This is a genomic window from Staphylococcus sp. GDX8P54P (assembly GCF_017893165.1).
GTDB lineage: Bacteria > Bacillota > Bacilli > Staphylococcales > Staphylococcaceae > Staphylococcus > Staphylococcus borealis.
This window is the reverse complement of record NZ_JAESMM010000010.1, coordinates 43,950-68,445: the sequence shown is the minus strand read 5'-3', so window position 1 is coordinate 68,445 and position 24,496 is coordinate 43,950. Positions and strand designations below refer to the sequence as shown.

Below are 24,496 nucleotides of genomic sequence, written 5' to 3'. Positions count from 1 at the left end.
CACTATATCTACTTATTTCGATATAAATCTATTAATTTCTTACTTTCATTTTGCCAATTAAGTGTTTTAGCTGCCTTAATAGCATTTTCGCGCAATTCGTCATATAACCTCTTATCATCTGACAGATTATTGACTGCGTCTGCAATGTTTTTAGATGTAACTTCATCAATAACAATACCGAAATTATATTTATCATTTAAAAAGTGATGTTCTTTAACTGGTGATAAAATCACTGGTAAGCCAGCATGGATACATTCAAATATTTTATTTGAAACAGTATACTCAAAATTGATTGATACTGGTTTAGTAAGTACAACTCCAATATCACTCTCGCTCAATTTTTTCACAAGTTCAGTTACTTCCACAGGCTCATCAATTCTCACATTTGCGTCTATAGATTTTATTAAGTCTTTTAAATCGTTTTCAAGTGGTCCGAATCCTCTAACTATATAATTAACTTTTTTATTATTTTGTATTTTGGATGCTTTTACAAATTCCTCATAACCACGATCTGCTACAATTTGTCCTTGATAAACAACTTCATTAGCCGATTTATCATTAGATAATTTGATTGATTCGTCTAATATTGGTGCATTTGTTATTACATAAGGTGTTTTTTTGTAACCTTTCTCTAGATAATAAGATTTTGCTGCATGACTAACAGTTATAAATGAATTAACTCTTTTATCAATAATATGTTTTTCCATTATTTCTACTATTTTAGAAATAATGCCATATTTGTTAATAAAAGCGTTCTTGGCATAAATCTCATGAGCATCAAAAATAATGTTTGCCTTTTTATATCCACTTAGATAAACCATCAATAGAACATCAAAGTCATTAGCATGAATCACATCTGGTTTATATCTCTTAATTTGTCTTATTACGCCTCTTGCAAAATTAATGCGCTTTAACAATTTGCTAAAGATTGAACTATTTTCATTTCTTTCGCCAAGTAATTTATATTGGAAATCTAATTTTTCCAAACGTTCCTTAGTAACGTTTTTATTGTTCATACCTAACATTAAATGTGTATTAGTAATGCTTTTTATTGTTTCCATTTGTTTTAGAATTCTTGGATCTTGAACAATATTACTAGATACTATATTTAAAATTTTCATTAATCTCTTCCTATTCTTTTGAAACTTTTAAATTATTTAGAGAAAAGTTTTTTGATTTCAATGTTTTAGGGCTCATTTCCCACCATTTGCTACTTAATAATTGTGAAATAGTTGTTTCATCAAATCTCTTCTTAATAGTTTTTGCGGGAACACCGCCTACAACTTCATAAGGAGAAACATTTTTGGTAACAACCGCACCTGCTGCTATAACCGCCCCAGTTCCTATTTCCACACCATCCATAATAATTACATTCGCACCAATCCAGACATCATGTCCAATTATTGTCATTTTAGGATTTTCATCAAATGAAGAATATGCTTCTCTAATACCAAAAGGGTTGTTATTAGAATAGAATACTGGCGAACTACTGAAATGATTGACTGGATGTTTTCCTAATCCTATTTTTACATTTGAAGAGATAGAACAATAATTTCCAATCTCTACATTATTAAAATCACTACTAAATCCAATATAACTATACTCTCCAATATTAGAATTTCTTATTTTGCAAAACCTATCTACATAATTATTTCCTTTAAAATTTGAATTTTTCACATAAGCTAGTTTATTCACTCTAATATTTTTTTCTTTTGAAGATGAAGATTTTAACAAACCTGTTAATTGTTTAATCATGATTTTCTCCAAGTATTGCGATTGATAATATCTTTGTAGCTTTGGATAATTTTCACAACTTTAGTTGAAACATTCGTATCTTTATAATCAATTGCATCAATCATTGGCTCATCATTTTCTTGCATAGCTTTAGCTAACTCCACTGATTGCACAAGATTATCATATGAAATTCCACCCACAATGACTGTACCTTTATCTAATACTTCTGGTCTTTCTGTTGAGGTACGAATTAATACACCTGGGAATTTTAAGATTGAAGACTCTTCAGACAATGTTCCGCTATCAGATAAAACTACAAATGCATTTTTTTGTAGTGCATTGTAATCAAAGAAGCCGAATGGTTTTAACTGTTTTACTAAAGGATGGAATTTAAAGTTTCTTTCTTCAATTTTCTTCCAACTTCTTGGATGCGTTGAATAGATTACTGGGATTTGATATTTTTCTGCTATATCATTAATTGCATTCATAAGTGATAAGAAGTTTGTTTCGTTATCAATATTTTCTTCACGATGCGCTGAAACTAATATATAATTTTGAGGTTTTAATTCTAATTTTTCTAAAATATTACTTTCGCCTATTTTATATGCATATTCGTCTAAGACTTCTTTCATAGGAGAACCAGTAACGAAGATGTTTTGTTTTTGGAAACCTTCATCTAACAAATAACGTCTACTATGTTCTGTGTACGGTAAATTCACATCACTGACATGGTCCACAATCTTGCGGTTTATTTCTTCAGGCACATTCTGATCGAAACATCTATTACCAGCCTCCATATGGAACACCGGAATTTTAAGTCTTTTAGCAGAAACAGCCGCTAAACAACTATTCGTGTCACCAAGAATTAAAAGTGCATCTGGTTGTTCTTCTGCCAATACTTCGTAAGATTTTGCTAAAATATTCCCCATCGTTTCACCTAAGTGATTACCAACGGCCTCTAAATAATGATCTGGCTCTCTTAATTCTAAATCTTCAAAGAACACTTGATTCAATGTGTAATCATAGTTCTGTCCTGTATGAACGAGCACTTGATTAAAATATTTATCACACGCTTTTATAGTTGCAGATAAGCGAATTATTTCTGGTCTTGTACCTACAATTGTCATTAATTTTAATTTTTCCATTTAATTAGACCTCCAAAAAGTATGTGTCTGGATTATTAGGATCAAAGATTTCATTTACCCACATAATAGTAACCATATCTGTGTCACCTAAATTTTCAATATTATGAGTATAGCCTACTGGTATATCAACAACTTCTAACTTTTCACCTGAAACATGATATTCTATCACTTCATCATGTCCTACTTTTCTAAAACGTATAACGCCAGTACCAGAAACAACTAAGAATTTTTCATTTTTAGTATGGTGCCAATGATTCCCTTTGACAATTCCTGGTTTTGAAATATTTACTGAGACTTGTCCTCTATCTATGGTCTTAAATATCTCTGTAAATGATCCTCTATTGTCAACGTTCATTTTTAGTGGATAGCTAAAGCTTTCTTCAGGTAGATAGCTGAGATAGGTACTATGCAATGCATGTTCAAATTGGTCTTCGATATTCGGTAAAGATTTATCGTTAGGAATTTCCTTAAATTGATATAATAAATTAGCAATTGTTCCTAATTTCTTTTCATACACGTTTGGAACTTTTGGTTCACCATTTTCAATATTAGGTTGATCTAAAATTGCATTTTTAAATTCTTTGATTACATCGTCAATATAATTTAATTTAAGAACTACATTTTCATCATTAACTTGTATTTCTTCATTTCGAGCGATTTTATGGCAAAACGTTGCAATTACTGAATTATAATTTGGTTTACACCATTTACCAAACAAATTAGGCAAACGATAAATTAACACTTTATTACCATTATCCTTAGCGAATTGTTCAAGTACTTTCTCGCCTTCACGCTTGCTATTGCCATATGGATTATCATTTTCAGCTTGAATTGATGACGACAATATAATGGTTGGTTTATTAGTATTCTCTTTTAAAATATTCAATACTTTACTTAGAAAGTCTACGTTGCCTTCTTTAAACTCTTCTTCATTTTTTGGTCTATTTATACCTGCTAAATGAACAACTGAATCAGCTTCTAATAAATATTTTTCCATATCTTCTGCCGTAGTTTGTCTATTAACTTCAAGGATTTCATTATCTGTAGTAGCTTTTAAATCTTCTTTTAAGTTTTTCCCTACGAATCCGTTTGAACCAGTTATAACAATTTTCAATGTAAATTCTCCTAACCCTGTTTATAATTATTTAATTCAGTTCTCACATATTCTAAAGAAAGTAACTTTTCTTTGATTTCTTCAACAGTTAATATGTTTGTGTTATCAGAATTGTACTCATACGCTTCTGTGATTTTTTCGTTACCATCTTCATAGTAATTACTATAGTTTAAGTCACGTGAGTCTGCAGGCACTCGGAAATAATCACCCATGTCTTCACATTGCGCATATTCTTCTCTAGTTAATAATGTTTCTGCTTGTTTTTCACCATGTCTCGTGCCAATAATTTTTATTTCATTATCCGCCTCAAATAATTGTAAAAGCGCTTCAGCTAAATCACCGACTTTTGAACTTGGTGCTTTTTGAACCATAATATCACCAGTTTGAGCATGCTTGAATGCATGAACTACTAACTCAACCGCTTCTTCTAAACTCATTAAAAAACGCGTCATATTTGGGTCAGTTACAGTCAAAGGCTCTCCTGCCTTGATTTTATCAATGAATAAAGGAATTACAGAACCTCTAGATGCCATAACGTTGCCATATCTAGTCCCGCAAATTAATGTTTGATCACTATCAACGTTTCTTGATTTCGCAACAAATACTTTCTCCATCATAGATTTAGAAATACCCATTGCATTGATTGGATACGCAGCTTTATCAGTAGATAAGCAAATCACTTTTTTTACGTTATTTCTGATTGCATTTTGTAAGACGTTCTCAGTTCCAATAACATTTGTTTTAACTGCTTCCATTGGGAAAAATTCACAAGATGGCACTTGTTTTAAAGCCGCTGCATGAAAGACATAATCAACTTCCCTCATTGCTGTTTCAACACTATGTGAGTCTCTAACGTCTCCAATGTAAAACTTCAATTTAGGATTGCTATATTTTTTTCTCATGTCGTCTTGTTTTTTTTCATCTCTTGAAAACACTCTAATTTCTTTAATATCAGTGTCTAGGAATCTTTCCATAACTGCATTACCGAATGATCCTGTTCCACCTGTAATTAACAACACTTTATCTTTAAACATATTAACTCTCCTATTCATTAGCAATCTTAAGTATTTTGTCTTTATCAAAGTCATTACCTAAATCTTCGATAATTGCATCTACTTCTTCTTTTGAGAAATCCTTTACCTTACCACGATAAATTTTTTCATAAACTTGTTCTGGATGAATCTCATTTTCATTAAGTAGTTCTTCATACATTTTTTCACCAGGACGTATGCCACTAAACTTAATTTGAATTTCATCCTCAGTTTTACCGCTTAAGCGAATTAAGTTACGCGCTAAATCCACAATCTTCACTGGTTCACCCATATCTAGCACAAATACTTCTCCGCCTTTGGCTAGCGCACCAGCTTGAAGTACTAATCTTGAAGCTTCCGGAATTGTCATGAAATATCTAGTCATGTCAGGATGCGTAACAGTTACAGGACCTCCCGCTTCGATTTGCTTCTTGAATAATGGAATTACTGAACCGCGTGAACCTAATACGTTACCAAAACGAACAGCTACAAAATCTATTTTACTATTTTCATCATTAAGACTTTGTACTACCATTTCAGCTACACGCTTAGATGCACCCATCACATTCGGTGGATTTACAGCTTTATCTGTTGATACCATTACAAATTTTCTCACACCTGCATTTTTAGCTGCTGTAGCAACATTTCTAGTACCTAATACATTATTTCTAAATGCTTCTATTGGATTATATTCCATTAATGGCACATGTTTATGTGCCGCAGCATGGTATACCGCATATGGTTTATATTCATCCATGATTTCTTGAATACGTTCTCCATTTTGTACATCAGCTATAATAGGTATAATTTCTATTTTATCCTTGTAAATCGCATTTAATTCTTGGTGAATAAGATAAATACTATTTTCACCGTGGCCCAGTAATAGTATACGTTCTGGTTCAAATTTACATACTTGTCTACATATTTCAGAGCCAATTGACCCACCTGCACCAGTAATCATAATTGTTTTATGCGTAAGTTCTTTAGAAATCATGGCCATATCTAATTCAACTGGTTCTCGTCCTAGTAAATCTTCAACTTCTACACGTTTTAATTGATTAACTTCCAATTCACCCGCAAGAACTTGTTCAATACTTGGCATTTTGAATAACTCGATTCCAGTACTATTACAAATATTATTTATCTCTTTAAGCCGATCTGGTTTAAGCGTAGGTATGGCAATGATAATACGCTTAATTCTATATTTATTAACTAAATTTGGAATATCATCAATAGAACCTTGTACTTTGACGCCCTCAGCAATAGTCAATTTTTTCTTTTGTGGATCGTCATCAACAACTAGTACTGGTTCAAGCCCCATTTCAGGGCTTCTTAACATTTGGCGAATTAATAATGAGCCACCACGACCTGCACCTACAATTAGCGTTGGTTTTTTCTTTTGTTTTTTCCCTACGACAAATCCTCTAGCAACTCTCCATGAAATTCTTGAACCACCTATAAGAATCAAATGCATCATCCAAGTTATTAAATATAATCTGAAAAACGGTGGATGTGCAGTAAAGATTGGAACTAAAATCATCGTTGCGATAATTGAACATGTAACCGACTCTACGATTAATAGAAGTTCATTAACACTAGCGTACTCCCAAGCACGATGATAAAGATTAAATATGTATGCAAAGACATGATGCGAAATCAGTAATACAATTGAATTAACAATTAAAAGATTCCTTGAATACCCCTCAAAAAAAGGTTCTAAAATGTTGTAACAAATAAAAACTGAAAAAGCTACAATAAGTGAATCTATTATAATTAATATTAGAAGACGTCCTCTTGCACTTAACTTGTCCACACGTCTATCCCCCTAACTTACTTTCCTTTTAAAACAATCCAAACAATTTTCTATCATTGTAATTTTGAGTTGGTTGTTTCTTTATTACATCCTCATCATTAACAATGTACTTAGCGTTATTAATCAAATTTTCTATGCTTTTTTCATATTTTTTTAATTTTTTGTTATTGTATAAGCTTTTCATTATGAATGGCCTTTGAGATTCATGATGAGCGTCTGATGCAATAAAATGTACCAAATTATTTTCAATCATTTGAATAGAAATTTTTTGTATTTTTTTGCCTTGAATTCCTTGTAATGAAGATGATGTTAATTGAGCAAGTGCACCCTGATTGATTAAATTATAGAGCACATCTAAATTTTGACTAATTTCCTTATTTCTCTCTGGATGCGCAATGATTGGTATGTATCCTTCTGATTGCAATTCAAAGAAAAGACGATTCGCATAGTGAGGAACCCCTCTAGATGGAAATTCAATCAATAAATATCTAGAATGATTCAAACCAATAGCTTCGCCTTTTCTTAGTTGCGGTAAAACTTGATCGCTTATTCTTATTTCTTGACCTGGAAGAAGCGTAATTCCCAATTCTTTGACTTCATCTAAGTCTATAATTTGTTGTAACTTCTCATTAACTTTCTCGTAGTTATTATCAAATTGAGGACTTAAGTGATGTGGAGTTACGATAATCTCTGTAACTCCTTCACTTTGTCCTTGCTTAAGAAGATTTAGCATATCTTCTTTCGTCTTTGGTCCATCGTCTACATTTACCAGTACATGATTATGTATATCAATCATTACTTTCATCATCTCCATAATAATAATAAGTTGATGATTTTTCTTTAGGCGTTTTATTTAGAATTGCACCTAAAAGATGTCCATCTGCTTGTTCAATTAATCGTTTTGCTTTTTTAATTTCGTTTTTATTATTATGTTCAGTATCAATTACAAGTACACAGTCATCTACATTTCTTAAATAAACTTGCGCATCCGTCACTGATATAACTGGTGGCGTATCGATTAATATAAAGTCATATATACTAAATAACTTATCTAGTATATTAGTAAAATTAGTCGATGCTATTAATTCTGATGGATTTGGTGGAATTGGACCAGATGTTAGTAAATCTAAATTATTAATTCTTGTACTTCTAATCGCTTTATCAAAATCCGATTTTCCAATAATTAAATTTGATAATCCGTCATAATTAGTTGTTTCAAAGTGATAATGTTGCGTCGGCTTTCTCATGTCACCATCAATAATCAATGTTTTATATCCTGCCTGCGCATAAGTAATAGCAATATTAGCTGATACTATACTTTTACCAGCTGCTGGTTTCTCAGAGGTAACTATAATACCCCTAATTTCTTCAACACCAGAAAACATTATATTAGATCGAATCCCTCTCACTTTTTCGCTCACAATTGATTTAGGTTTGTCTTCAACAAATAAAGGTGTTTGTAGCTTTTTACGTTTCTCATTTTTTTTAGCCATATCTCATTTACTCCTATTTCAATTTTTGAATTGTACCTAAAACCGGTATATTTAATTCACGTTTTACATCTTCTTCCGTTCTAATTCTTCTATCAAACAATTCCTTAAAGACTACAATTACCAATGCCAAAATAAGTCCAAGAACTAATCCAATTGCTAAATTTTGAATTAAATTTGGCGAAACTTTAGTAGCAGTTCCATCAGCTTTAGATAAAATTGACACATTATCAACATTCATTATCTTAGGCATATCTTTCCTAAAAATTTGAGCCACTTCATTTGCTACTCTTTCAGCGTCATTCTTACTACCATTTTCAACGTTGATTGTTAAGATTTGTGAGTCAGACTGACTTGCAACATTTAACATATTCTTTATTTGTGATGCTGAATATTTTGAATCTTTTTTTGCTACATCATCAATAATACGTGGGCTTTTTAAAATTTCGGCGTATGTATTAACTAATTGTAAGTTACTTTGTACTTCTTGTGCCATATACTCATTATTTTTCTCCTTATGATTAACTAGCACTTGCGTATTTGCTTCATATTTAGGTTTCATTAAAAACACTGTTACTAATAAACTAATTAGCATTAATATGATTGGTAATAGAACAATTAGCTTCCAATTTTTCTTAATAGCGTTCATAAATTTCGATAAATCTAATGTATTTTCCATGACAACCTCCAAATTCTAATTTCGATATTAATTTTATATTTTTAACATGGTTTTTACAACAAAATTTTAAAATATAATTAATATTATTCTTTGTAATTGTGAATTAATTTTGTTTTTCTTCAACTTGACAAAACATATTTTTTACAATTAACAAAACCATTACACTTCATCATAGAATATTACTTCGAATATATGTTTAAGTTTATGTAAATATCATGTAAATGCGCATAAAATAAACTACATCAATACGCAATGTGTAGTTTTTTTCTAATTATTTGGGTCAGTGTTACCTCAATTCCGATACCATGATTCAGAATTCTTTATCCGTACATTATATAATATTGAACAGTCATTATATGTCCACTTGAGATAAATTATTTTATATTTTAAAAAACTTATATTTAATACATCATTAAAGGTCTTCTAATTTCACAACAATATACACAAAAAAGAGGCGGGACAATGAAATTATGCTAATTTCTGTCCCGCCCCCCTTAAAGATTAATATTCAATATTTGGCATTTCGTTTACTTTGTTTTGGTATTTTTTGAAACCAACATATGCAGCTACGCCTAAAACTACTGTAATTAATAATCCCTTCATGTCTGTCACTCCTTTAAGGTTCTACATTTATTAGATTTCTTAAATATTTAAATCTAAATTTACCTATATTATACACTTAAAATCGTTCATTTTTAAAGTCACGTTTCACTATCTTATACACCATTGGTCTGATTTTTTATCAAAAGTATTGCAATAATTTGAAAATCTAATATATTAATTATATCGATTTCGAAATAAATTTATTAGAGGTGCACGACTGTGGCAAAATTATTATACATTACAGCACATCCATTAGATGAATTAGCTTCTAATTCTATGGCTGCTGGTAAAGCATTTATTGAATCATACAAAGAAAATCACGCTAGTGATGAAGTAAAACATATTGATTTATTCAAAGAAGATATTCCAGTGATTGATAAAGATGTATTAACTGGTTGGGGTAAATTAAGAAATGGTGACGATCTTACTAAAGAAGAACAACAAAAAGTAGATCGTTTCAGCGAAATCTTAGAAGAATTCCTTTCTGCGGATAAATATGTGTTCGTTTCACCAATGTGGAATCTTTCATTCCCTCCTGTATTAAAAGCATACATTGATGCGATTTCAATTGCAGGTAAAACTTTCAAATACACTGCTGAAGGTCCTCAAGGTCTTTTAACAGATAAAAAAGTATTACACATTCAATCACGTGGTGGCTTCTACTCAGAAGGTCCAGCTGCTGATGTTGAAAGTGGTGACCGTTACTTAAGAACCATCATGACTTTCTTAGGTGTCCCTTCATACGAAAATGTCATTATTGAAGGTCACAATGCACAACCGGAAAGAACAGAAGAAATCAAAGCCGCTTCAATTGCCGAAGCACAAGAAATGGGTAAAACTTTCTAATAAACCTTATTAAAAGGCATTGCGTAAACGACTACGCAATGCCTATTTCTTACTCATCTTTCAAATGCTGAATATCTTGAAAACCTTCTCTGTAATTTGACAATTCTTCCATGATGTCATACCAATCATGGCCCACGTTTTGAAATGTACGTTGCATTAATTCATTTTGCGCTTTATTTAATTTATCCACTAACTTACTTCCTTTAGGTGTTGGGAATAATTGTTTCACGCGTCGATCTTCTTCAGATGTTTGTTCGACAATAAGCCCTTCTTCTTTTAATTTGCGCAACGTCGCATGTGATCCCTGTTTAGAAATTTCAAGTGTTTTCAATAATTGTTTAATGGTAATACCAGGCAATTTATTAATGAAGAATAAAAAGCGATGGTGTTGACGGCTCATGTCATATTTTTCAATAATTTCATCTGCCGTTTTTATAAATGTCTTATATGCGAAGTAAAATAACATATGTTCATAATCATTTTTATTACTATCCATAAGCTTCTTTCCTTTTCCATTTGTGAATGATTACCCACATTATAATCAATTTTCAAAAAACAGTCGAAAAAAGGTCAACATGATTGACTTTATTATTTAATGTATTTATATTGTAAGTGTATTCTAATTTATAAATAAAGGTGGAATGAATATGAAACAACGTGTAGGACAATACTTAATGGATGCAGTACATCGTGCAGGTGTCGATAAAATATTTGGTGTTCCTGGCGATTTCAACCTAGCATTTCTAGATGACATCGTGCGTCATGACGGTGTGGAATGGGTTGGCACAACTAATGAACTTAATGGGAGTTATGCTGCGGATGGCTATGCACGTATCAATGGACTAGGCGTGCTTGTTACGACATTTGGTGTGGGTGAATTAAGTGCGGTTAACGGAATTGCAGGTTCGTATGCTGAACGTGTCCCTGTTATTGCGATTACAGGTGCACCAACACAAGCAGTAGAACAAGCTGGTAAATATGTGCATCACTCATTAGGTGAAGGTCGTTTCGATAGCTATCAGAAGATGTTTGAACATATTACGACTGCACAAGCGTACATTACTGCTGAGAATGCTACAACTGAAATTCCTAGAGTCATCAATGCTGCTATTCATGAACGCCGCCCAGTGCACATTCATCTTCCTATTGATGTTGCAATGACTGAAATTGAGGTGGAATCATCATTTGATGTGACACCAGTACCAGACGTGAACGTTGAGCGCTATATAGATATGGTTGCAGAAAAATTACGTTCTGCATCACAACCCGTCATTATTACAGGTCATGAAATTAATAGTTTCCATTTACACGAGGCACTTGAGCAATTTGTTAATCGAACACAGATTCCAGTCGTTCAATTATCGCTAGGTAAAGGTGCTTTTAACGAAGAGAATCCATATTATATTGGTATTTACGATGGCAAAATTGCAGAAGAGCAAATTAAAGATTATGTCGATAACAGCGACGCAATTTTAAATATTGGAGCTAAATTGACTGACTCAGCTACAGCCGGTTTCTCTTATGAATTTGATATTGATGACGTCGTTATGCTTAATCACCATAACTTCAAGCTGAACGAAACAACTGCTGAAGACGTAACGCTACCTCGCTTAATCGACGGCTTGAATACAATTGATTATCGATATGAGGGTACATTCCCTCCTTTTGAAAAGGAAGCAACAAATGAAATGACTTTATCAGATGATATCTTAACGCAAGCAACTTACTTTGACATGATGCAACACTTTATTAAAGATGATGATGTCTTATTAGCTGAACAAGGTACATCATTCTTCGGTGCGTATGATTTAGCTTTACCGAAAGATATGACATTCATCGGACAACCATTATGGGGGTCTATCGGTTACACACTACCAGCTACTTTAGGTACGCAAATGGCTGATCCAAATCGCCGTAACATCTTATTAATCGGGGATGGCTCATTACAACTTACAGTTCAAGAATTATCTACGATGATTCGCCAAGATATCAAACCGATTATCTTCGTGATTAATAACGATGGTTATACAGTAGAACGCTTAATCCACGGTATGGAAGAAACATACAATGATATCCGTATGTGGGATTATAAAGCGCTACCGAAAGTATTTGGTGGCGATAACGTTGCTGTGCATGACGTGAAGACTTCTAATGATTTACAGAACGTCTTTGACGCCATTAACGCTGCACCAGAGCAATTACACTTCACTGAAGTTACAATGAAATGGGATGACGCACCAGCCAAACTTCGCGACATTTCAAAAGCCTTTGCAGCACAAAATAAATAAAAATATTGCTTCTGCTAAACAACAACAGGCTGGGACATAAATAATATAATAATGCTATTTTGCAAATTCGCAGTAGCTGACTGAACTGAGAAGGCACTTAAATCAGGCTTTTCTCAGTTCTAGTCATCCTTGCGGGGGTGGGACGACGAATTTAAAAGAATTCTGTCCCACTCTCTTGTTTGTGTATAGCTTTATTTATATACTCTTTTCATCTAAATAGTCGGAATCAATGACATCTTTCGTTATATCTTGGAGATGTTTAAGATTCCATTGACTTTTATTGTCGTGTCTCAAACCATGTTGTTGCGCTAAATCCTCATTATAATCATCTAAGTTGTACACTTCAAAATCATGTCTCGTGTCTTTATCGGTTTCATCCCACTGCTGATAGTGATTGACCATACTTGTCCACTTCACATGTTCTATGCGTGCACCTTTAGGCGCTTTAACGATATCAAAATTCAATCTTCCTAATAATTGATTATGTTCATTTCCAGTATCTTGTCCATTCAGAAAATTACCTAATGAATACGCAACCAATGTTTGATGATGTCCATGTTGACTCTTTACCCACTCAATCGGTTGTATGACATGGGGGTGCGTGCCTATTACGACATCTACGCCTTCATTCGCAAATAATTGCGCATATTTCCTTTGTGTACGATTTGGCTCATGATGATTCTCTAACCCCCAATGGGCCGACACCATCACGACATCACTTTGTTGTTTAGCTTTTCTTACTTCTCGTTTAATCGTCTTTTCATCGAACGTTTTAACTGTATAAGGATATTTTGAGTTCATATCATTCGTACCGTATGTATAACTTAGTAAACTCACCTTAATGCCATTTACAGTCATGACTGGTATCGTTTGAGCGTACTTTTCCGAATTAAAAATACCTGTAAATAAAACATGATCTTCAAATGGTTTCCAAGCCTTAAGATGGTTTAAGACCCCTTCATCACCTTGATCTAAGGCATGATTATTGGCACCATTGACCATATCAAAGCCTGTTGCGACGACATCTTGCGCAATTTGGCTTGGTGTATTAAAGTGCTTAAATCCAGAAAATGGGCGATCATCACCACCTAAAGGAGATTCTTGATTAATAAACGCAAGATCAGGTGCTTGTATGTCCTGCTTAATGTGTGAATACATAGGTTTAAAATTAAACGTGCCATCTTGTTGCATCGCATCATTATACACAACGGGATGTATTAAATTATCTCCGACTGCAACCACTGACGCCTCATCAGTCACATCTTCGGCTAACGTCATGCCACAAAGGATAGTAAAAGTAAAAAATAATATTATACAGCTGACATAATATTTAACCACAATACGTGCCCTCTTTCATTGAAGCATTATAATGTCTTTTATATTCAGAACATCTTTAAATAAATTGTATAACGCTTTATAATCATAGTTTTTATTTAATTTTAGTAGATTACTTATTTCGATGCAATTTGAATAAGAAAATAGTTTAATATATCATTTAATTGTATATTTTTATTAATTATTATAGGGAGTTATAACATGATATTATTACCACTAAGCATCATTATGGGGTGCTTTGGTTACATCTTTAAATGCCACCCACCTACCGAGCGCAACGGTTGGTACGGTTATCGAACAAAGAAATCCATGGCCAATGATCGTAATTGGATTAAAGCACAAAAACAATATGGCATCTATTCTCTAAAATACTTATGGGTAATCATATTGTTTGGAATTATCGGACTCGTGATTGAAATTGTAGGTATAGTGAGAAACAATGATTTAATCATTATGGCCGGTTTAGGCATAGAGTTGGTAGTAATGGTATGGTATTTATTCATCATCTATTGGAAAGTCGAGAAGGATTTTTAGTTTAATTTTTTAATATACGTTGAGTTGTCAATTTAAGTGCAACAACTCAGAATTTAAAATTTCATAAGACGTCTTCCAATTAAGACACTTTCTAGGACGATGGTTAATAGAGTTTAAAGCATAATCCAACTCTTCTTGAGTTACCTTTGATAAGTCTGTTTTCTTAGGGAAAAATTCTCTAAGTAATCCATTAGAATTTTCATTAGTTCCACGCTGCCAAGCAGAATATGGTTCAGCAAAATAAATATCGATCTCAAATTGAGATTCAATATTTTTGTAACATGAAAACTCTTTACCACGATCTACAGTAATCGTTTTTACAGCGTTGTTAGGCAAAGATGAAATAAGTTGTTTTATAGCTACTTCCATTGATTTAGAAGAGCGATCAGGCATTAGAAAACTAATGTAATAGCGAGATTTTCTTTCTACGAAAGTAGCCAGACAGCCTTTACTTTTCCTCGGCTTGAAACAACTGTATCTGCCTCCCAATGGCCAAAAGTATTGCGTTTTTTAATATCCTTAGGACGTTGAGATATTGATTTACCAATGTTGAAACGACCCCGGGTTTCTTTAGGTCGTTGTCTCTTGCCTTTTTGTCTTAAATAAGGAAACAAATCTAACGTAAATGAATTGGCATTAATCCATCTATAAATTGTTTTAAAACAAACCTTTTTTTGAAGTAATCTTCCAACAATTTGTTCAGGTGACCAATGTAATTTTAGATGATGGATAATTGTATTAATCAGTTCATTTGTTAATTTGGAAGGACGACCACAATTCTTTTTTCGAGTTTCATAATTAGTTTGAGCTGTTTCAGCAACATAATTATGAATGGATTTATTTCTTTTAATTTCGCGAGAAATGGTAGAAACCGAACGGTTTAACCGTTTGGCAATAGCTCTTAAAGAATAATTTTCTTTCCTAAGAATCTCTATACTTGCACGCTCAGTTATTGTAAGATGAATGTAGCTCATATTGGCACCCCTTGTATGTGTTTTTGTGGTTATTAACATCTTACAATAAAGTGCCAATCATGGGCCTTTTTATGGAATTTTATTAGTGTTGCACTTAATATTACAATTCGTCATACAAAAAAATGCACTCCATAAAATTAGATATTTTCAATCTAATTTTTGGAGTGCCATCATATTAATTATGCTTTTTTAAATCTTTGTTTATTTTGCTCATCGGATTTCAGTTTCCATATCATATCATAAACTTTATTTGATAGAAATTTATCAATTTCATTCTTAAATATTTTATTCACTACTTTTTTATCGTCATTATCCTCATTTAATATTTCAATAAGTTCTTTGTTTTGTTCATAAAATATTTTTCTTTTTTCATTCAAATCTTCAGTGTATTCAATTGGATCCTTTTCTTTTACTACTTGAGTAACACTATCAAGTATTTCATTTATAATATTATTTTCAGAAAAAGATTTCATCGTATTTCTCATATAGTATTTACTTGCTACTTTATTACATACGTACTCTATTTCTGCACCAGATAAGTTTGTTGATTTATTAGCTATTATTTCTAAATTATTGTTAGAAATATTTATACCCCTTTTTTGTAAATGGACATTAAAAATTATTTTTCTATCCTTAGATGATGGATTATCTACGTAGAAAATTTCATCAAATCTACCTTTTCTAATTAACTCTGGTGGTATATTATTGTCAATAGTATTTGCTGTCGCTACAACAAAAACACTTTTATTATCATCACTCATCCAAGTTAAAAATAAACCTAGAATTTTTCTCATCGTATCATTATTTTCATTATTTATTCCAGCAAAGGTTTTTTCAATTTCATCGATCCATAACACACATGGACTCATTGTTTGGACAATTTGAAGAGTACTTTGCATTTTCTTTTCACTTTCACCGACATATTTACCAAGAATTTTGCTTATATCAAATTTAATTAAAGGCATTTTCATCTCACTAGCAGTAGCTTTAGCTAACAAGCTTTTACCATTACCTGGTTTTCCAAGTATCAATACTCCTTTAGGGAGATTGATTTGCATTTCTTTTAATTGATTCATTTTATCATACTTAAGCTTAGTTTCGTTTATATAAGATTTTAATTCTTTTAGTCCACCAATGTCATTAAATGAGTTTAAATTTTCAACGATTGATAAAGTTCCATTTTTCTTTATGAACTGACTCTTCATTTCGTTTATTTCTTCTAATATTTTTTCTTTAATTTCATACTCATACAATAAATTAATACTATTTTCATAAAATAACATTGCTAACGTTTGTTCTATTTCAAATTCATTTAAACCTATTAAAGCATTTATCAAATATTTAGGTGGACGAATTTTCATATCCAAATCATCTACTTGAAAATCTAAAAATGTTCTAACTATTTCATGTATTTCGGTATAACTTGGTAATTCTTTATTAATAACTACTGAATATTTCTTTAATTTCTCTGGTATCTCAAAATTGTCGCCAATAAATACCAAAGTCAGATTCTTGTAAATAGATTCAATAACATTTTGTGAAACATCAGCCAGTAAATTAATAGTTTCGATATCTTCTTGTGCTAATTCTGTTTCAAAACCTTTTAATACTATTAAATTATTTCCTACTTCATACTGAGTCAATTTTTTCGAAATTTGATTTAAATTAGTTATATTTTCATTTTCTTTTATAGCAAAATCATAATGTTGGTTAGTCAGCGAGTTATATATATATATATTATCTTTAATCTGAAAATCATATAAATTGTTAATTACATTTTGTGAACTATACATAGAATTTTCAACAAACACTAAAGGAAAACCTACTTCAATGTACTTCACAAGTTTGTTTAAAATAGTTTCATTCATTTTAGTACCCATAACTTTCGAATTTATATTAATTCATTTTATTAATTTTTGATTTAAATGCTTTTGATAGCTCATGACCATAATTATCCATTAACTCTTTAATAGTTTTTTTATCAATACCTATAGAATTTATTCCACTTTCATTCATGTTTTCAAAACTATCAATAATAAACACTTCATATTTTAGTAAATTTTTTAAAAGTTTTTCTCTATGTGTATTGGAATAGACATCTTTAAGACTTAATTCTTTTATGATTTTCTTATAGTCATTGTAATCTTGTACATAATTATCATTAAAATTGGGAATAATTTTTTCCAATAATACATAATACAAATTACCATATACTGGAGTATTATTAATAAAATTCGTTAAATGACAATATTCTTTATTTGTTATAATATTCTTTCTAAGCAACCAAAAAAACACTTCAGTACTTTTACATTTTTCAAATAATTCTAATGATAATTTATACTTTAAAAGTTGCCTAGAATTACATATTATCTCCTCTTTAATTGTTAATTTGGGGGTTATTTTCTTTTTCATATTTTTTTTGTTCTATTTCCTTGTTATTTATGTTTTGCATATTGGAATTCTTATCAAATTCTTTATTTAAATCTATTTTAGCTTCTTCAAACTTATTATTTATGTCTTTATTAAAAATATGGCTACTTAATTTGAAAAGTGTTGAGATTATTGCTCTTGGTTTATTACCAAAAGTGAAATCTAAAATTTCAGTAGAATATTCTTGGATTTTAATATCTTCTTTCAAAAACTTTACTACTGAAATTGTATAGTTTTGCACCGTATCTTTAACTCTACTTATAAATCCAAATCTATCAAATTTATCTTTTGCATATTGATACGTAATTTTTGTAACTTTTAATCCCATAGTTATTGGAAAGGATACTAGTTTTATATATTCTTCTTCATCTAATTGATTTTGTAATTCTTTACTTTTGATAATATTCAATTCAATTATTTTACTTACTAATTCTTCTAATTTTTCATCTCCATCACTAGCTAAATACTTTTTGAAGTTTACTAGAAATTCTTCACCCTCTTTTAATTGATTCATAAAAACATCTGTGCTATCTTTAAAACCATTTTTCAATAAATTATTTATTTTTGATTTTACAAAATCATAATCGTCAGTTAATTGCGTTATTATTTGATTATCTGTCAATCCGCCAGATGTCATTTCTTGTTTCTTTTTGTTTACTTGATCATAAAATTTCATAGCATTAGCAACTATTTTTTTTATTTTTTCAATATTCATTATGCCACCTCAAACTTCAATTTTTCTAGTTCTTCTTTAATTGCTTTTTGTTTATCATCAACTTTGGCTTTCTCTCTTAATTCTGCTTCAACTTTTTCAAGTTGTTCATCAAATAAATCTACATTCAAAGCATTAATAGTATCTTCCCAATATGAGTTTGCTTGATATAAGAAAATTTCTTTTGGAGTATACCCTCTAAATGTTTGATCTTCATCTCTTTTCGGTTTTGATGCTTTATCATAACCTTTAACCAACTTTTTAGCTAAATCTTTCTTCCAAGCTGTTTTACTTATTAAAGTTTTTATAGTCATCCCTGCTACAATTGCTATACCTATTGCAATTGTCATCGGACCCCCGATCACCGAAACTGCTGAAGCTACACTAGCAGTTCCACCAACTGATATACCTAGTGATGTCAATACTGAAACAGCTTGTGAGATAAAAATGTAACCTCCTAAATTGCCTAAAGAACTAAAATATACGCTAAATGCCCCTACAGTAGCTAATGAACTTAATCCACCTACAAAATTTGCAACAAAATTGAATCCACCTACATTAACTTTATTTAATTCCTGTTCTGCTATATAATTTAGCTTTTTATTTATCATTTCTGAAAATGTTTGAGAGTGTTTGTTAATGACATCATTAATTTGAGATTCTATTTCATTTTGAAACCATTGTACAAATCTTTCTTGATCTCTTTTCTTTTTACCAAAATCCTTCATATCTATTAGATATTCAACATTACTTTCATTAATCTCATTTCTATAGATGTCTTTAATCTCATTGATAGTTTCAATTTTGAGTTCTTTCGCTGTTTGAGTAATTGAATTAACTAATTCTTCATTCTGTTGTAGGTGTTTTTTTTTCTCCTCTAGAAAATTTTCTAAATTTTTTTTTGCTTCTGATTTTTCACTTAAATTTTCAATAGTATTTCTTAACTCTACGTTATACTGATAAAATAATTCTTTTTCATATTTTTCTAAAATTTCATATCTATTATTTGTTATTTTTTGTAATAGTTCTAATAAAGCGTTTTTCAACCTTTTTTTAGCGCGCTCAGTTTCCACATCAAAATCAAATGCTCTTTCTCTAATAGAAGTAAAATTAAAATCTATACCCTTTTGCTTATTAAAGTATTTCTCTGGTATTGTTTCATAAAAATCGTTTATTCTTTTATCTAGAATTTCATCAATAGATTCATTATTATCGCTACCTCGCTTGATTTCATTAGCTTGGCTAGCTATTATAAAGAAATTCTCAAACAAATCGGTTTTATCATATCTATTAACAAAATCAGGCGCTTCCTTTACCAATTCTTTTATGTAAGCCATATCCTCTAATTGCATAAACTGTGAAGCTTTCGATAAATATAAAGTAATATCCGCTCCTTTTGTTGAATTTTCAGCTATAATGTCGTCTTCCTTTTTAGCATTTGTACCTGGAATGTCCCAAATATCACAAGCATGTAAAATTGGTTTATCTAAATAACAAACTATAGTATAGTTAAATTCCAATTCCTTTATTTTATTTTCTTTATATTTTTCACCACCGTGTTTACCAAAATCTTCAATTAAATTATAATCTCCCTTTGTTAATAAATGTTCTTTGAAATATTCTTTATTATAAAGTTTATGCGTTTCTACAAGATTATCTTCAAATTTTGATGTTTTAAAAACACCTACATTACTTTCACCCATATGCTTCGGTTTATCTTCTAAGTGAATAATTTTTGTACTTACACTTGTGGTAGGAGTCCAACTAGTTGGCAAAGTCTTGTCCCCTAAAATATGGTTAATCATTGTAGATTTTCCAGAACTACTTGCTCCAAATAATGTAATACTTGGTTTTTTTATATTATCTAGTAAGCTACTAATTATTTTTACTTTTCTATCATTAAAATCTTTCAATACTGGACTTTTAATTATTTCTCTTTCATCTAAAAGATTAGTTAACAAAAAATTATAAGAATTAATTTTATCTTTAATCATTTTATCTTTTTCTGGAATGTTTGGGACCCAAGCTTTAAATTGAATTTCTTTGTAATAATAACCTTCTCTACCTACTTCAAAGATATCTACACCCGTTTTTTCTACTATTTGTCTTGAAAGTTCTTCCGATAATGATTTTGAACCATTTTCATATTCTACGATTTCATTGAAATCTAAACCAATCATTTCCGATAATTCTTCTTGGCTAACTTCTAACATTTCTTCTCTAAATTGTTTTAATTTTAAAGGCATTTTTGGTTCCTCATTTCATTAATTGTTTTAATTTATCCCATCGTGGGTCTTGTTTAGTATGTTTGTGATCATGGTTTTGTTTTTTCATTTTTAGTTGTTTGATATCAACTTGTTTTTGAATTTCAAGTTTCTCTTTGAAGTTGGTGCTGTAATTATCTAAGATGTCTATCCAATTGACGAAGGTAAATGTTTCATCTAATGTGTCTTCAACTTCTTCTTTGAACTTTCGATCGTTTGTTTTAAATCGATGTATATCTTTATGTAAGGCGTATAGTAAACTTGTAAATTCACCTTTATTTTTCTCTAAAATATCTACGGTTTTTAATCCATATTCACTAAGTGTGTGATTGATGCTTGCTTGTGACAATGCATCAAAATCGTCAAAATGTATAACTCTGACATCATGTTGGTCTTTTAAATTTTTAAATACACGCGCTACATTTGAAAATTCTTGCGTATTACTTTGCCATTTTAGTATTTCTTTTTCTACAACATCGGAAAATTGCAAATAACCGTAATATGAAATAATTCGTTCGTAATAGCCTGACAATATAAGATAAACCCATATATCTGTATCAACGATTGGCGGCGTCATACCCTTATTAGTCATGATTGAGCACCTCTATTTTGTCGATAATTTCATTTATCTTCGCTCCAGAAACGAGCCCTTCATTATAGTTATGTTCTAGCACCGTCATAATATTAGGCGAGATTTGAATATCATTTGTCGGTTCTAAGATATCTGTTGGTAAATCATTATCTGTGTAAATTGCATACAATTGAGCCTTATGATCTATACGAGAGAGTGCACTCAATTGTTGATACGTATCATGTGGAATAGGATTCAGCTGCATTGCTCTTATCATAGCAGCACCAAAACTAATCTGATAATGTACACTCATGCGCGCAATCACATCGGGGCGCATAATATCATCATATGCTGCCATCCATTTTTGAATTTCTGTATTTGGCAATAACACAATACCTGCAAATATTTCTGCTTCTCTTTCTTCTAATGACTTATGATTAAAATCACTAATTCCATTTTGATGATTCATGTAATGGTGGTATACTTCATGCCACAACGAAAATTGTTGACGGCCTTTACTATGATTTGTATTCACAAAGATGAACGGAAATCGATCCTTCTTCATATAAAAACCAGATAAATTATTAGGTGCTTGTGCTTTTACAATGTAGTAGCCCATTTCAGATAACACTTGTGTTGAATTCGTTATCGGATATTGGAGTTGGTGATCTGAAATGAATTGTTCTGCCACTGGAATAATACGTTCTATTGTTTCACGGTATGATTCAGTCACGTGACTCACTTCCAACCTTTAATTGATATGTCAGCAATTGGAAGATGTCATCGAGTTGTTTGACTCTGTGGTTAATTTCTTCAGTATTCTCCAATGCACGAAATGAAATGCTATCTAAGTCTTCTTGAGGTAAATGTTCTAGAAGTATTTCAGGTGTCGTCTTTAATATTGTAGCTGCACGTTGATAATCTTGCGCTAACCATATTAAGTTTGGACTTAAAAGCTTACGCAGTTGCTTAGTATCATAATCATGATGTTTAGCAAATGTCACTTGATCTAAACCACTGAATTCTATTTCTTTTTGTATGCGCTTACTTATTTCGACTTGCGTGTATTTGGGTATCATATGTATTTCCTGCTTTCGTTTATGAATGATACATGTTTATTATAATTATTAAATTAATATTTTGCTATACATTTTATATTAAAAATAAGGTATCTATCCAATTTATTTAACTGCAAAAATTAGAAGATTTTCTTTTTACTACCTTTACAATATACTTCCCTTTTAATCATTGTAATGATGACATTTTCTACGTGTGTTCTTAGAAATTTAGGTTTTAGTAGTGCTTTTCTAGCTAACTTCTTTGCGTCGTGATCCAATTTAATCATAATTACAACTCCTCTTTGACTGATTTAATCATAGTTTATCGCACTACATAGACAAAAATTGTCTACCTATAATTCCCAAGTATCTTTTCAATTTCAGCTATATGTTTCTCTTTCAAACTATTAGGCGATAATACTTTCACTCTTGCGCCTTGTGATAACAGCCACATTAAAATGCCATCGCCAATGACTTCAATTTCTACTACAAATCGGTTATTGGTGTAATCTTTTTTCAATAATTGTGCAGTTGGGAAACGATCAAGCACTGACTCAATAATCCCGCCATTAAATTCAAAGCGTACTTTCTTCCAATGGCCGCCATACATGAAATAGATACGTTGTTTCAAAGCGCCTTCTCTAATATATGGTGAATTCGGAACGTTAAATTTAGTGTTCAATACTTTATATTCTTGAATTCGATCTATCCTAAAAATGAGTACCTGTTCTTTATCATTAACCCCTACTAAATAAAAGTACAGTTCAGAAAATGTAATATACATTGGTTTGATGACATGTGTACGCCCTTTGTTCATTGCATTAAAATAGTTAAATTCAATCACGCGATTTTGTTGAATAATATGATTTAAATCCCAAATTTTATTTAATAATGGCTCGCCATGATTCATGGGCTCATAATAAACTAGTTCAGATTGAATGGCCTTTTCAATTACACGTTGATTCTCATCAGACATATGTTTCGTAAGGTTATTAACAATCATTTGTAATTCATCTTCAGATAGTCCTCTTGTTGAAATAAGAATTTTTAATATCGCTAGCACCTGTGTTTTATCAAAGGTTTCACTACTATTGTGGACCATTTCATATTTACGGTCTGTCGTATTCATCGTTATCTTCAAATGCGCCATATCCGTTCTGTTAGCAAAGAAGTCATTTAAATGCGCGATATAACGCTGCACGGTTCTGTCAGATTTTTTACCTATGATGTCGCCTATTTGTGCCTTAGATAAGCGTTCGCCAGACATAAACTTTAAATATAGCTCTAGCGTGTCAGTTGTTTTAGTCATAGTTACCTCCCATTTTTGGAAAATGAATGATTCTACTTTATTAAACAACAATAAAATAAAAAATGTAAGATACATCTTTTTACTACGACAAAAATTGACGCACCTTGGAGGTATACTAAGCTCAAGCAGTTCAAAACACTTAGAAAGTTGGGAATAAAGAATGAATTTGCAAAACCAATCCAAACATCCGCAAATGTTTAACCATGTTTCAAAAGAAGATAAAACACTAGCAATGATTATGTGGGTCTTAACCTTTTTCACAAGTTTTGTAGCACCTTTAGTGATTTGGTTAGTCAAAAAAGACGAATCTGAATACATTGATAAGCAAGGGAAAAATTGCCTGAATTTCGCTATTAGTTACGGTATCTATGGTATTGTTAGTTTCTTATTGACTGTCATTTTAATTGGTTATTTCGCTCTAATGGCTTTAATCATTGCCAACATCACTTATACGATATTAGCAATTGTTTCATGCAATAAAGGTGAAGATTATGTCGTTCCATTCACAATTGAAATAATTAAATAAATCAAAACAAGCCTTCCACTTCGTTTAAACTTCGAAATGG

Annotated in this window: 25 protein-coding genes and 1 pseudogene; 4 read left to right on the top strand and 22 right to left on the bottom strand. The window is 31.1% G+C overall.

The genetic code is table 11. The features are described from left to right. Positions 1-8: 8 nt before the first annotated feature. From KA909_RS04485 to KA909_RS04440, 10 genes are all read right to left on the bottom strand, one after another. Positions 9-1,121, bottom strand: a complete 1,113-nt coding sequence (locus KA909_RS04485; RefSeq protein WP_193838867.1) for a glycosyltransferase — start codon at positions 1,119-1,121, stop codon at positions 9-11. Between the two features lie 10 nt (positions 1,122-1,131). Beyond that, positions 1,132-1,755 carry a CatB-related O-acetyltransferase gene (locus KA909_RS04480; RefSeq protein ID WP_193838866.1) on the bottom strand — a complete coding sequence of 208 codons (624 nt, stop codon included), beginning with the start codon at positions 1,753-1,755 and terminating at the stop codon, positions 1,132-1,134. Continuing rightward, positions 1,752-2,879, bottom strand: coding sequence for a non-hydrolyzing UDP-N-acetylglucosamine 2-epimerase (gene wecB / locus KA909_RS04475; RefSeq protein WP_193838865.1), 1,128 nt, complete (start codon positions 2,877-2,879; stop codon positions 1,752-1,754). Before wecB ends, KA909_RS04480 begins: the two co-directional genes overlap by 4 nt. Positions 2,880-2,883: 4 nt before the next feature. Further along, a complete protein-coding gene (locus KA909_RS04470; protein ID WP_193838864.1) occupies positions 2,884-3,993 on the bottom strand; it encodes a polysaccharide biosynthesis C-terminal domain-containing protein in 1,110 nt (369 codons plus the stop codon). Positions 3,994-4,004: 11 nt separating this feature from the next. Continuing rightward, positions 4,005-5,027 (bottom strand): nucleoside-diphosphate sugar epimerase/dehydratase, encoded by a 1,023-nt coding sequence (locus KA909_RS04465; RefSeq protein WP_193838863.1) that lies wholly within the window; start codon positions 5,025-5,027, stop codon positions 4,005-4,007. A gap of 10 nt (positions 5,028-5,037) precedes the next feature. Next, positions 5,038-6,837, bottom strand: coding sequence for a polysaccharide biosynthesis protein (locus KA909_RS04460; RefSeq protein ID WP_210129993.1), 1,800 nt, complete (start codon positions 6,835-6,837; stop codon positions 5,038-5,040). A gap of 28 nt (positions 6,838-6,865) precedes the next feature. Next, entirely contained in the window at positions 6,866-7,633 is a 768-nt protein-coding gene (locus tag KA909_RS04455) for a tyrosine-protein phosphatase (protein ID WP_193839946.1), read from the bottom strand. Continuing rightward, positions 7,626-8,330, bottom strand: a complete 705-nt coding sequence (locus KA909_RS04450; protein WP_193838861.1) for a polysaccharide biosynthesis tyrosine autokinase — start codon at positions 8,328-8,330, stop codon at positions 7,626-7,628. The genes KA909_RS04455 and KA909_RS04450 overlap by 8 nt, the downstream gene beginning before the upstream one ends. 13 nt (positions 8,331-8,343) lie before the next feature. Further along, on the bottom strand, positions 8,344-9,006 hold the full coding sequence (locus KA909_RS04445) for a Wzz/FepE/Etk N-terminal domain-containing protein (RefSeq protein ID WP_210129992.1): 663 nt from the start codon (positions 9,004-9,006) through the stop codon (positions 8,344-8,346). Positions 9,007-9,507: 501 nt separating this feature from the next. Then, positions 9,508-9,609, bottom strand: a complete 102-nt coding sequence (locus tag KA909_RS04440; RefSeq protein WP_016930637.1) for an SE2200 family small protein — start codon at positions 9,607-9,609, stop codon at positions 9,508-9,510. 219 nt (positions 9,610-9,828) lie between these two features. On the opposite strand from KA909_RS04440, the gene KA909_RS04435 reads away from it, so the two are divergent. Further along, on the top strand, positions 9,829-10,455 hold the full coding sequence (locus tag KA909_RS04435; RefSeq protein ID WP_053028984.1) for an FMN-dependent NADH-azoreductase: 627 nt from the start codon (positions 9,829-9,831) through the stop codon (positions 10,453-10,455). Between the two features lie 49 nt (positions 10,456-10,504). Here the strand turns inward: KA909_RS04435 and KA909_RS04430 are convergent, their stop codons facing one another. Beyond that, on the bottom strand, positions 10,505-10,951 hold the full coding sequence (locus KA909_RS04430) for a MarR family winged helix-turn-helix transcriptional regulator (protein WP_053028986.1): 447 nt from the start codon (positions 10,949-10,951) through the stop codon (positions 10,505-10,507). A 151-nt stretch (positions 10,952-11,102) separates the two neighbouring features. Between KA909_RS04430 and KA909_RS04425 the strand changes: the two genes are divergently transcribed. After that, positions 11,103-12,743, top strand: a complete 1,641-nt coding sequence (locus KA909_RS04425) for an alpha-keto acid decarboxylase family protein (protein ID WP_193838857.1) — start codon at positions 11,103-11,105, stop codon at positions 12,741-12,743. A gap of 195 nt (positions 12,744-12,938) precedes the next feature. Here the strand turns inward: KA909_RS04425 and KA909_RS04420 are convergent, their stop codons facing one another. Then, on the bottom strand, positions 12,939-14,081 hold the full coding sequence (locus KA909_RS04420) for a CapA family protein (protein WP_210129991.1): 1,143 nt from the start codon (positions 14,079-14,081) through the stop codon (positions 12,939-12,941). A 198-nt stretch (positions 14,082-14,279) separates the two neighbouring features. Between KA909_RS04420 and KA909_RS04415 the strand changes: the two genes are divergently transcribed. Next, positions 14,280-14,612 carry an SdpI family protein gene (locus tag KA909_RS04415; protein WP_193838855.1) on the top strand — a complete coding sequence of 111 codons (333 nt, stop codon included), beginning with the start codon at positions 14,280-14,282 and terminating at the stop codon, positions 14,610-14,612. Positions 14,613-14,639: 27 nt separating this feature from the next. On the opposite strand, the pseudogene KA909_RS04410 reads toward KA909_RS04415, so the two are convergent. The 10 genes and pseudogenes from KA909_RS04410 to KA909_RS04365 all read right to left on the bottom strand — a co-directional run bounded on the left by KA909_RS04410 (position 14,640) and on the right by KA909_RS04365 (position 23,930). Next, positions 14,640-15,586 (bottom strand): annotated as a pseudogene (locus KA909_RS04410) (IS30 family transposase). Positions 15,587-15,765: 179 nt separating this feature from the next. Beyond that, positions 15,766-17,454 (bottom strand): AAA family ATPase, encoded by a 1,689-nt coding sequence (locus tag KA909_RS04405; protein WP_193838854.1) that lies wholly within the window; start codon positions 17,452-17,454, stop codon positions 15,766-15,768. A 28-nt stretch (positions 17,455-17,482) separates the two neighbouring features. After that, positions 17,483-17,998 carry a hypothetical protein gene (locus KA909_RS04400; protein WP_193838853.1) on the bottom strand — a complete coding sequence of 172 codons (516 nt, stop codon included), beginning with the start codon at positions 17,996-17,998 and terminating at the stop codon, positions 17,483-17,485. Beyond that, on the bottom strand, positions 17,964-18,731 hold the full coding sequence (locus KA909_RS04395; protein ID WP_210129990.1) for a hypothetical protein: 768 nt from the start codon (positions 18,729-18,731) through the stop codon (positions 17,964-17,966). The genes KA909_RS04400 and KA909_RS04395 overlap by 35 nt, the downstream gene beginning before the upstream one ends. Next, a complete protein-coding gene (locus KA909_RS04390; RefSeq protein WP_210129989.1) occupies positions 18,731-20,974 on the bottom strand; it encodes a helix-turn-helix domain-containing protein in 2,244 nt (747 codons plus the stop codon). The genes KA909_RS04395 and KA909_RS04390 overlap by 1 nt, the downstream gene beginning before the upstream one ends. Before the next feature lie 10 nt (positions 20,975-20,984). Next, complete coding sequence (locus KA909_RS04385) at positions 20,985-21,584, bottom strand: hypothetical protein (RefSeq protein WP_193838850.1); 600 nt, start codon at positions 21,582-21,584, stop codon at positions 20,985-20,987. Next, entirely contained in the window at positions 21,577-22,296 is a 720-nt protein-coding gene (locus KA909_RS04380; protein ID WP_193838849.1) for an ImmA/IrrE family metallo-endopeptidase, read from the bottom strand. Before KA909_RS04380 ends, KA909_RS04385 begins: the two co-directional genes overlap by 8 nt. Further along, positions 22,289-22,642: a hypothetical protein gene (locus KA909_RS04375; RefSeq protein ID WP_228480732.1), complete on the bottom strand. Its 354-nt coding sequence runs from the start codon at positions 22,640-22,642 to the stop codon at positions 22,289-22,291. Before KA909_RS04375 ends, KA909_RS04380 begins: the two co-directional genes overlap by 8 nt. Before the next feature lie 119 nt (positions 22,643-22,761). After that, a complete protein-coding gene (locus KA909_RS04370; protein ID WP_193838848.1) occupies positions 22,762-22,908 on the bottom strand; it encodes a hypothetical protein in 147 nt (48 codons plus the stop codon). A 62-nt stretch (positions 22,909-22,970) separates the two neighbouring features. Next, a complete protein-coding gene (locus KA909_RS04365; protein ID WP_193838847.1) occupies positions 22,971-23,930 on the bottom strand; it encodes a helix-turn-helix transcriptional regulator in 960 nt (319 codons plus the stop codon). A gap of 160 nt (positions 23,931-24,090) precedes the next feature. Between KA909_RS04365 and KA909_RS04360 the strand changes: the two genes are divergently transcribed. Continuing rightward, entirely contained in the window at positions 24,091-24,456 is a 366-nt protein-coding gene (locus KA909_RS04360; protein ID WP_193838846.1) for a DUF4870 domain-containing protein, read from the top strand. The last annotated feature ends 40 nt before the right edge of the window (positions 24,457-24,496 follow it).

Excerpts from the sequence above, each read along its gene's own strand:
- KA909_RS04455 (WP_193839946.1), bottom strand. The coding sequence starts at position 7,633 with ATGATTGATATACATAATCATGTACTGGTAAATGTAGACGATGGACCA.
- KA909_RS04430 (WP_053028986.1), bottom strand. The coding sequence starts at position 10,951 with ATGGATAGTAATAAAAATGATTATGAACATATGTTATTTTACTTCGCA.
- KA909_RS04395 (WP_210129990.1), bottom strand. The coding sequence starts at position 18,731 with ATGAATATTGAAAAAATAAAAAAAATAGTTGCTAATGCTATGAAATTT.
- KA909_RS04465 (WP_193838863.1), bottom strand. The coding sequence starts at position 5,027 with ATGTTTAAAGATAAAGTGTTGTTAATTACAGGTGGAACAGGATCATTC.
- KA909_RS04360 (WP_193838846.1), top strand. The coding sequence starts at position 24,091 with ATGAATTTGCAAAACCAATCCAAACATCCGCAAATGTTTAACCATGTT.
- KA909_RS04375 (WP_228480732.1), bottom strand. The coding sequence starts at position 22,642 with ATGATACCCAAATACACGCAAGTCGAAATAAGTAAGCGCATACAAAAA.
- KA909_RS04425 (WP_193838857.1), top strand. The coding sequence starts at position 11,103 with ATGAAACAACGTGTAGGACAATACTTAATGGATGCAGTACATCGTGCA.
- KA909_RS04390 (WP_210129989.1), bottom strand. The coding sequence starts at position 20,974 with ATGCCTTTAAAATTAAAACAATTTAGAGAAGAAATGTTAGAAGTTAGC.
- KA909_RS04365 (WP_193838847.1), bottom strand. The coding sequence starts at position 23,930 with ATGACTAAAACAACTGACACGCTAGAGCTATATTTAAAGTTTATGTCT.
- KA909_RS04405 (WP_193838854.1), bottom strand. The coding sequence starts at position 17,454 with ATGAATGAAACTATTTTAAACAAACTTGTGAAGTACATTGAAGTAGGT.
- KA909_RS04385 (WP_193838850.1), bottom strand. The coding sequence starts at position 21,584 with ATGACTAATAAGGGTATGACGCCGCCAATCGTTGATACAGATATATGG.
- KA909_RS04400 (WP_193838853.1), bottom strand. The coding sequence starts at position 17,998 with ATGAAAAAGAAAATAACCCCCAAATTAACAATTAAAGAGGAGATAATA.
- KA909_RS04440 (WP_016930637.1), bottom strand. The coding sequence starts at position 9,609 with ATGAAGGGATTATTAATTACAGTAGTTTTAGGCGTAGCTGCATATGTT.
- KA909_RS04480 (WP_193838866.1), bottom strand. The coding sequence starts at position 1,755 with ATGATTAAACAATTAACAGGTTTGTTAAAATCTTCATCTTCAAAAGAA.
- wecB (WP_193838865.1), bottom strand. The coding sequence starts at position 2,879 with ATGGAAAAATTAAAATTAATGACAATTGTAGGTACAAGACCAGAAATA.
- KA909_RS04445 (WP_210129992.1), bottom strand. The coding sequence starts at position 9,006 with ATGGAAAATACATTAGATTTATCGAAATTTATGAACGCTATTAAGAAA.
- KA909_RS04450 (WP_193838861.1), bottom strand. The coding sequence starts at position 8,330 with ATGGCTAAAAAAAATGAGAAACGTAAAAAGCTACAAACACCTTTATTT.
- KA909_RS04415 (WP_193838855.1), top strand. The coding sequence starts at position 14,280 with ATGATATTATTACCACTAAGCATCATTATGGGGTGCTTTGGTTACATC.
- KA909_RS04370 (WP_193838848.1), bottom strand. The coding sequence starts at position 22,908 with ATGATTAAATTGGATCACGACGCAAAGAAGTTAGCTAGAAAAGCACTA.
- KA909_RS04485 (WP_193838867.1), bottom strand. The coding sequence starts at position 1,121 with ATGAAAATTTTAAATATAGTATCTAGTAATATTGTTCAAGATCCAAGA.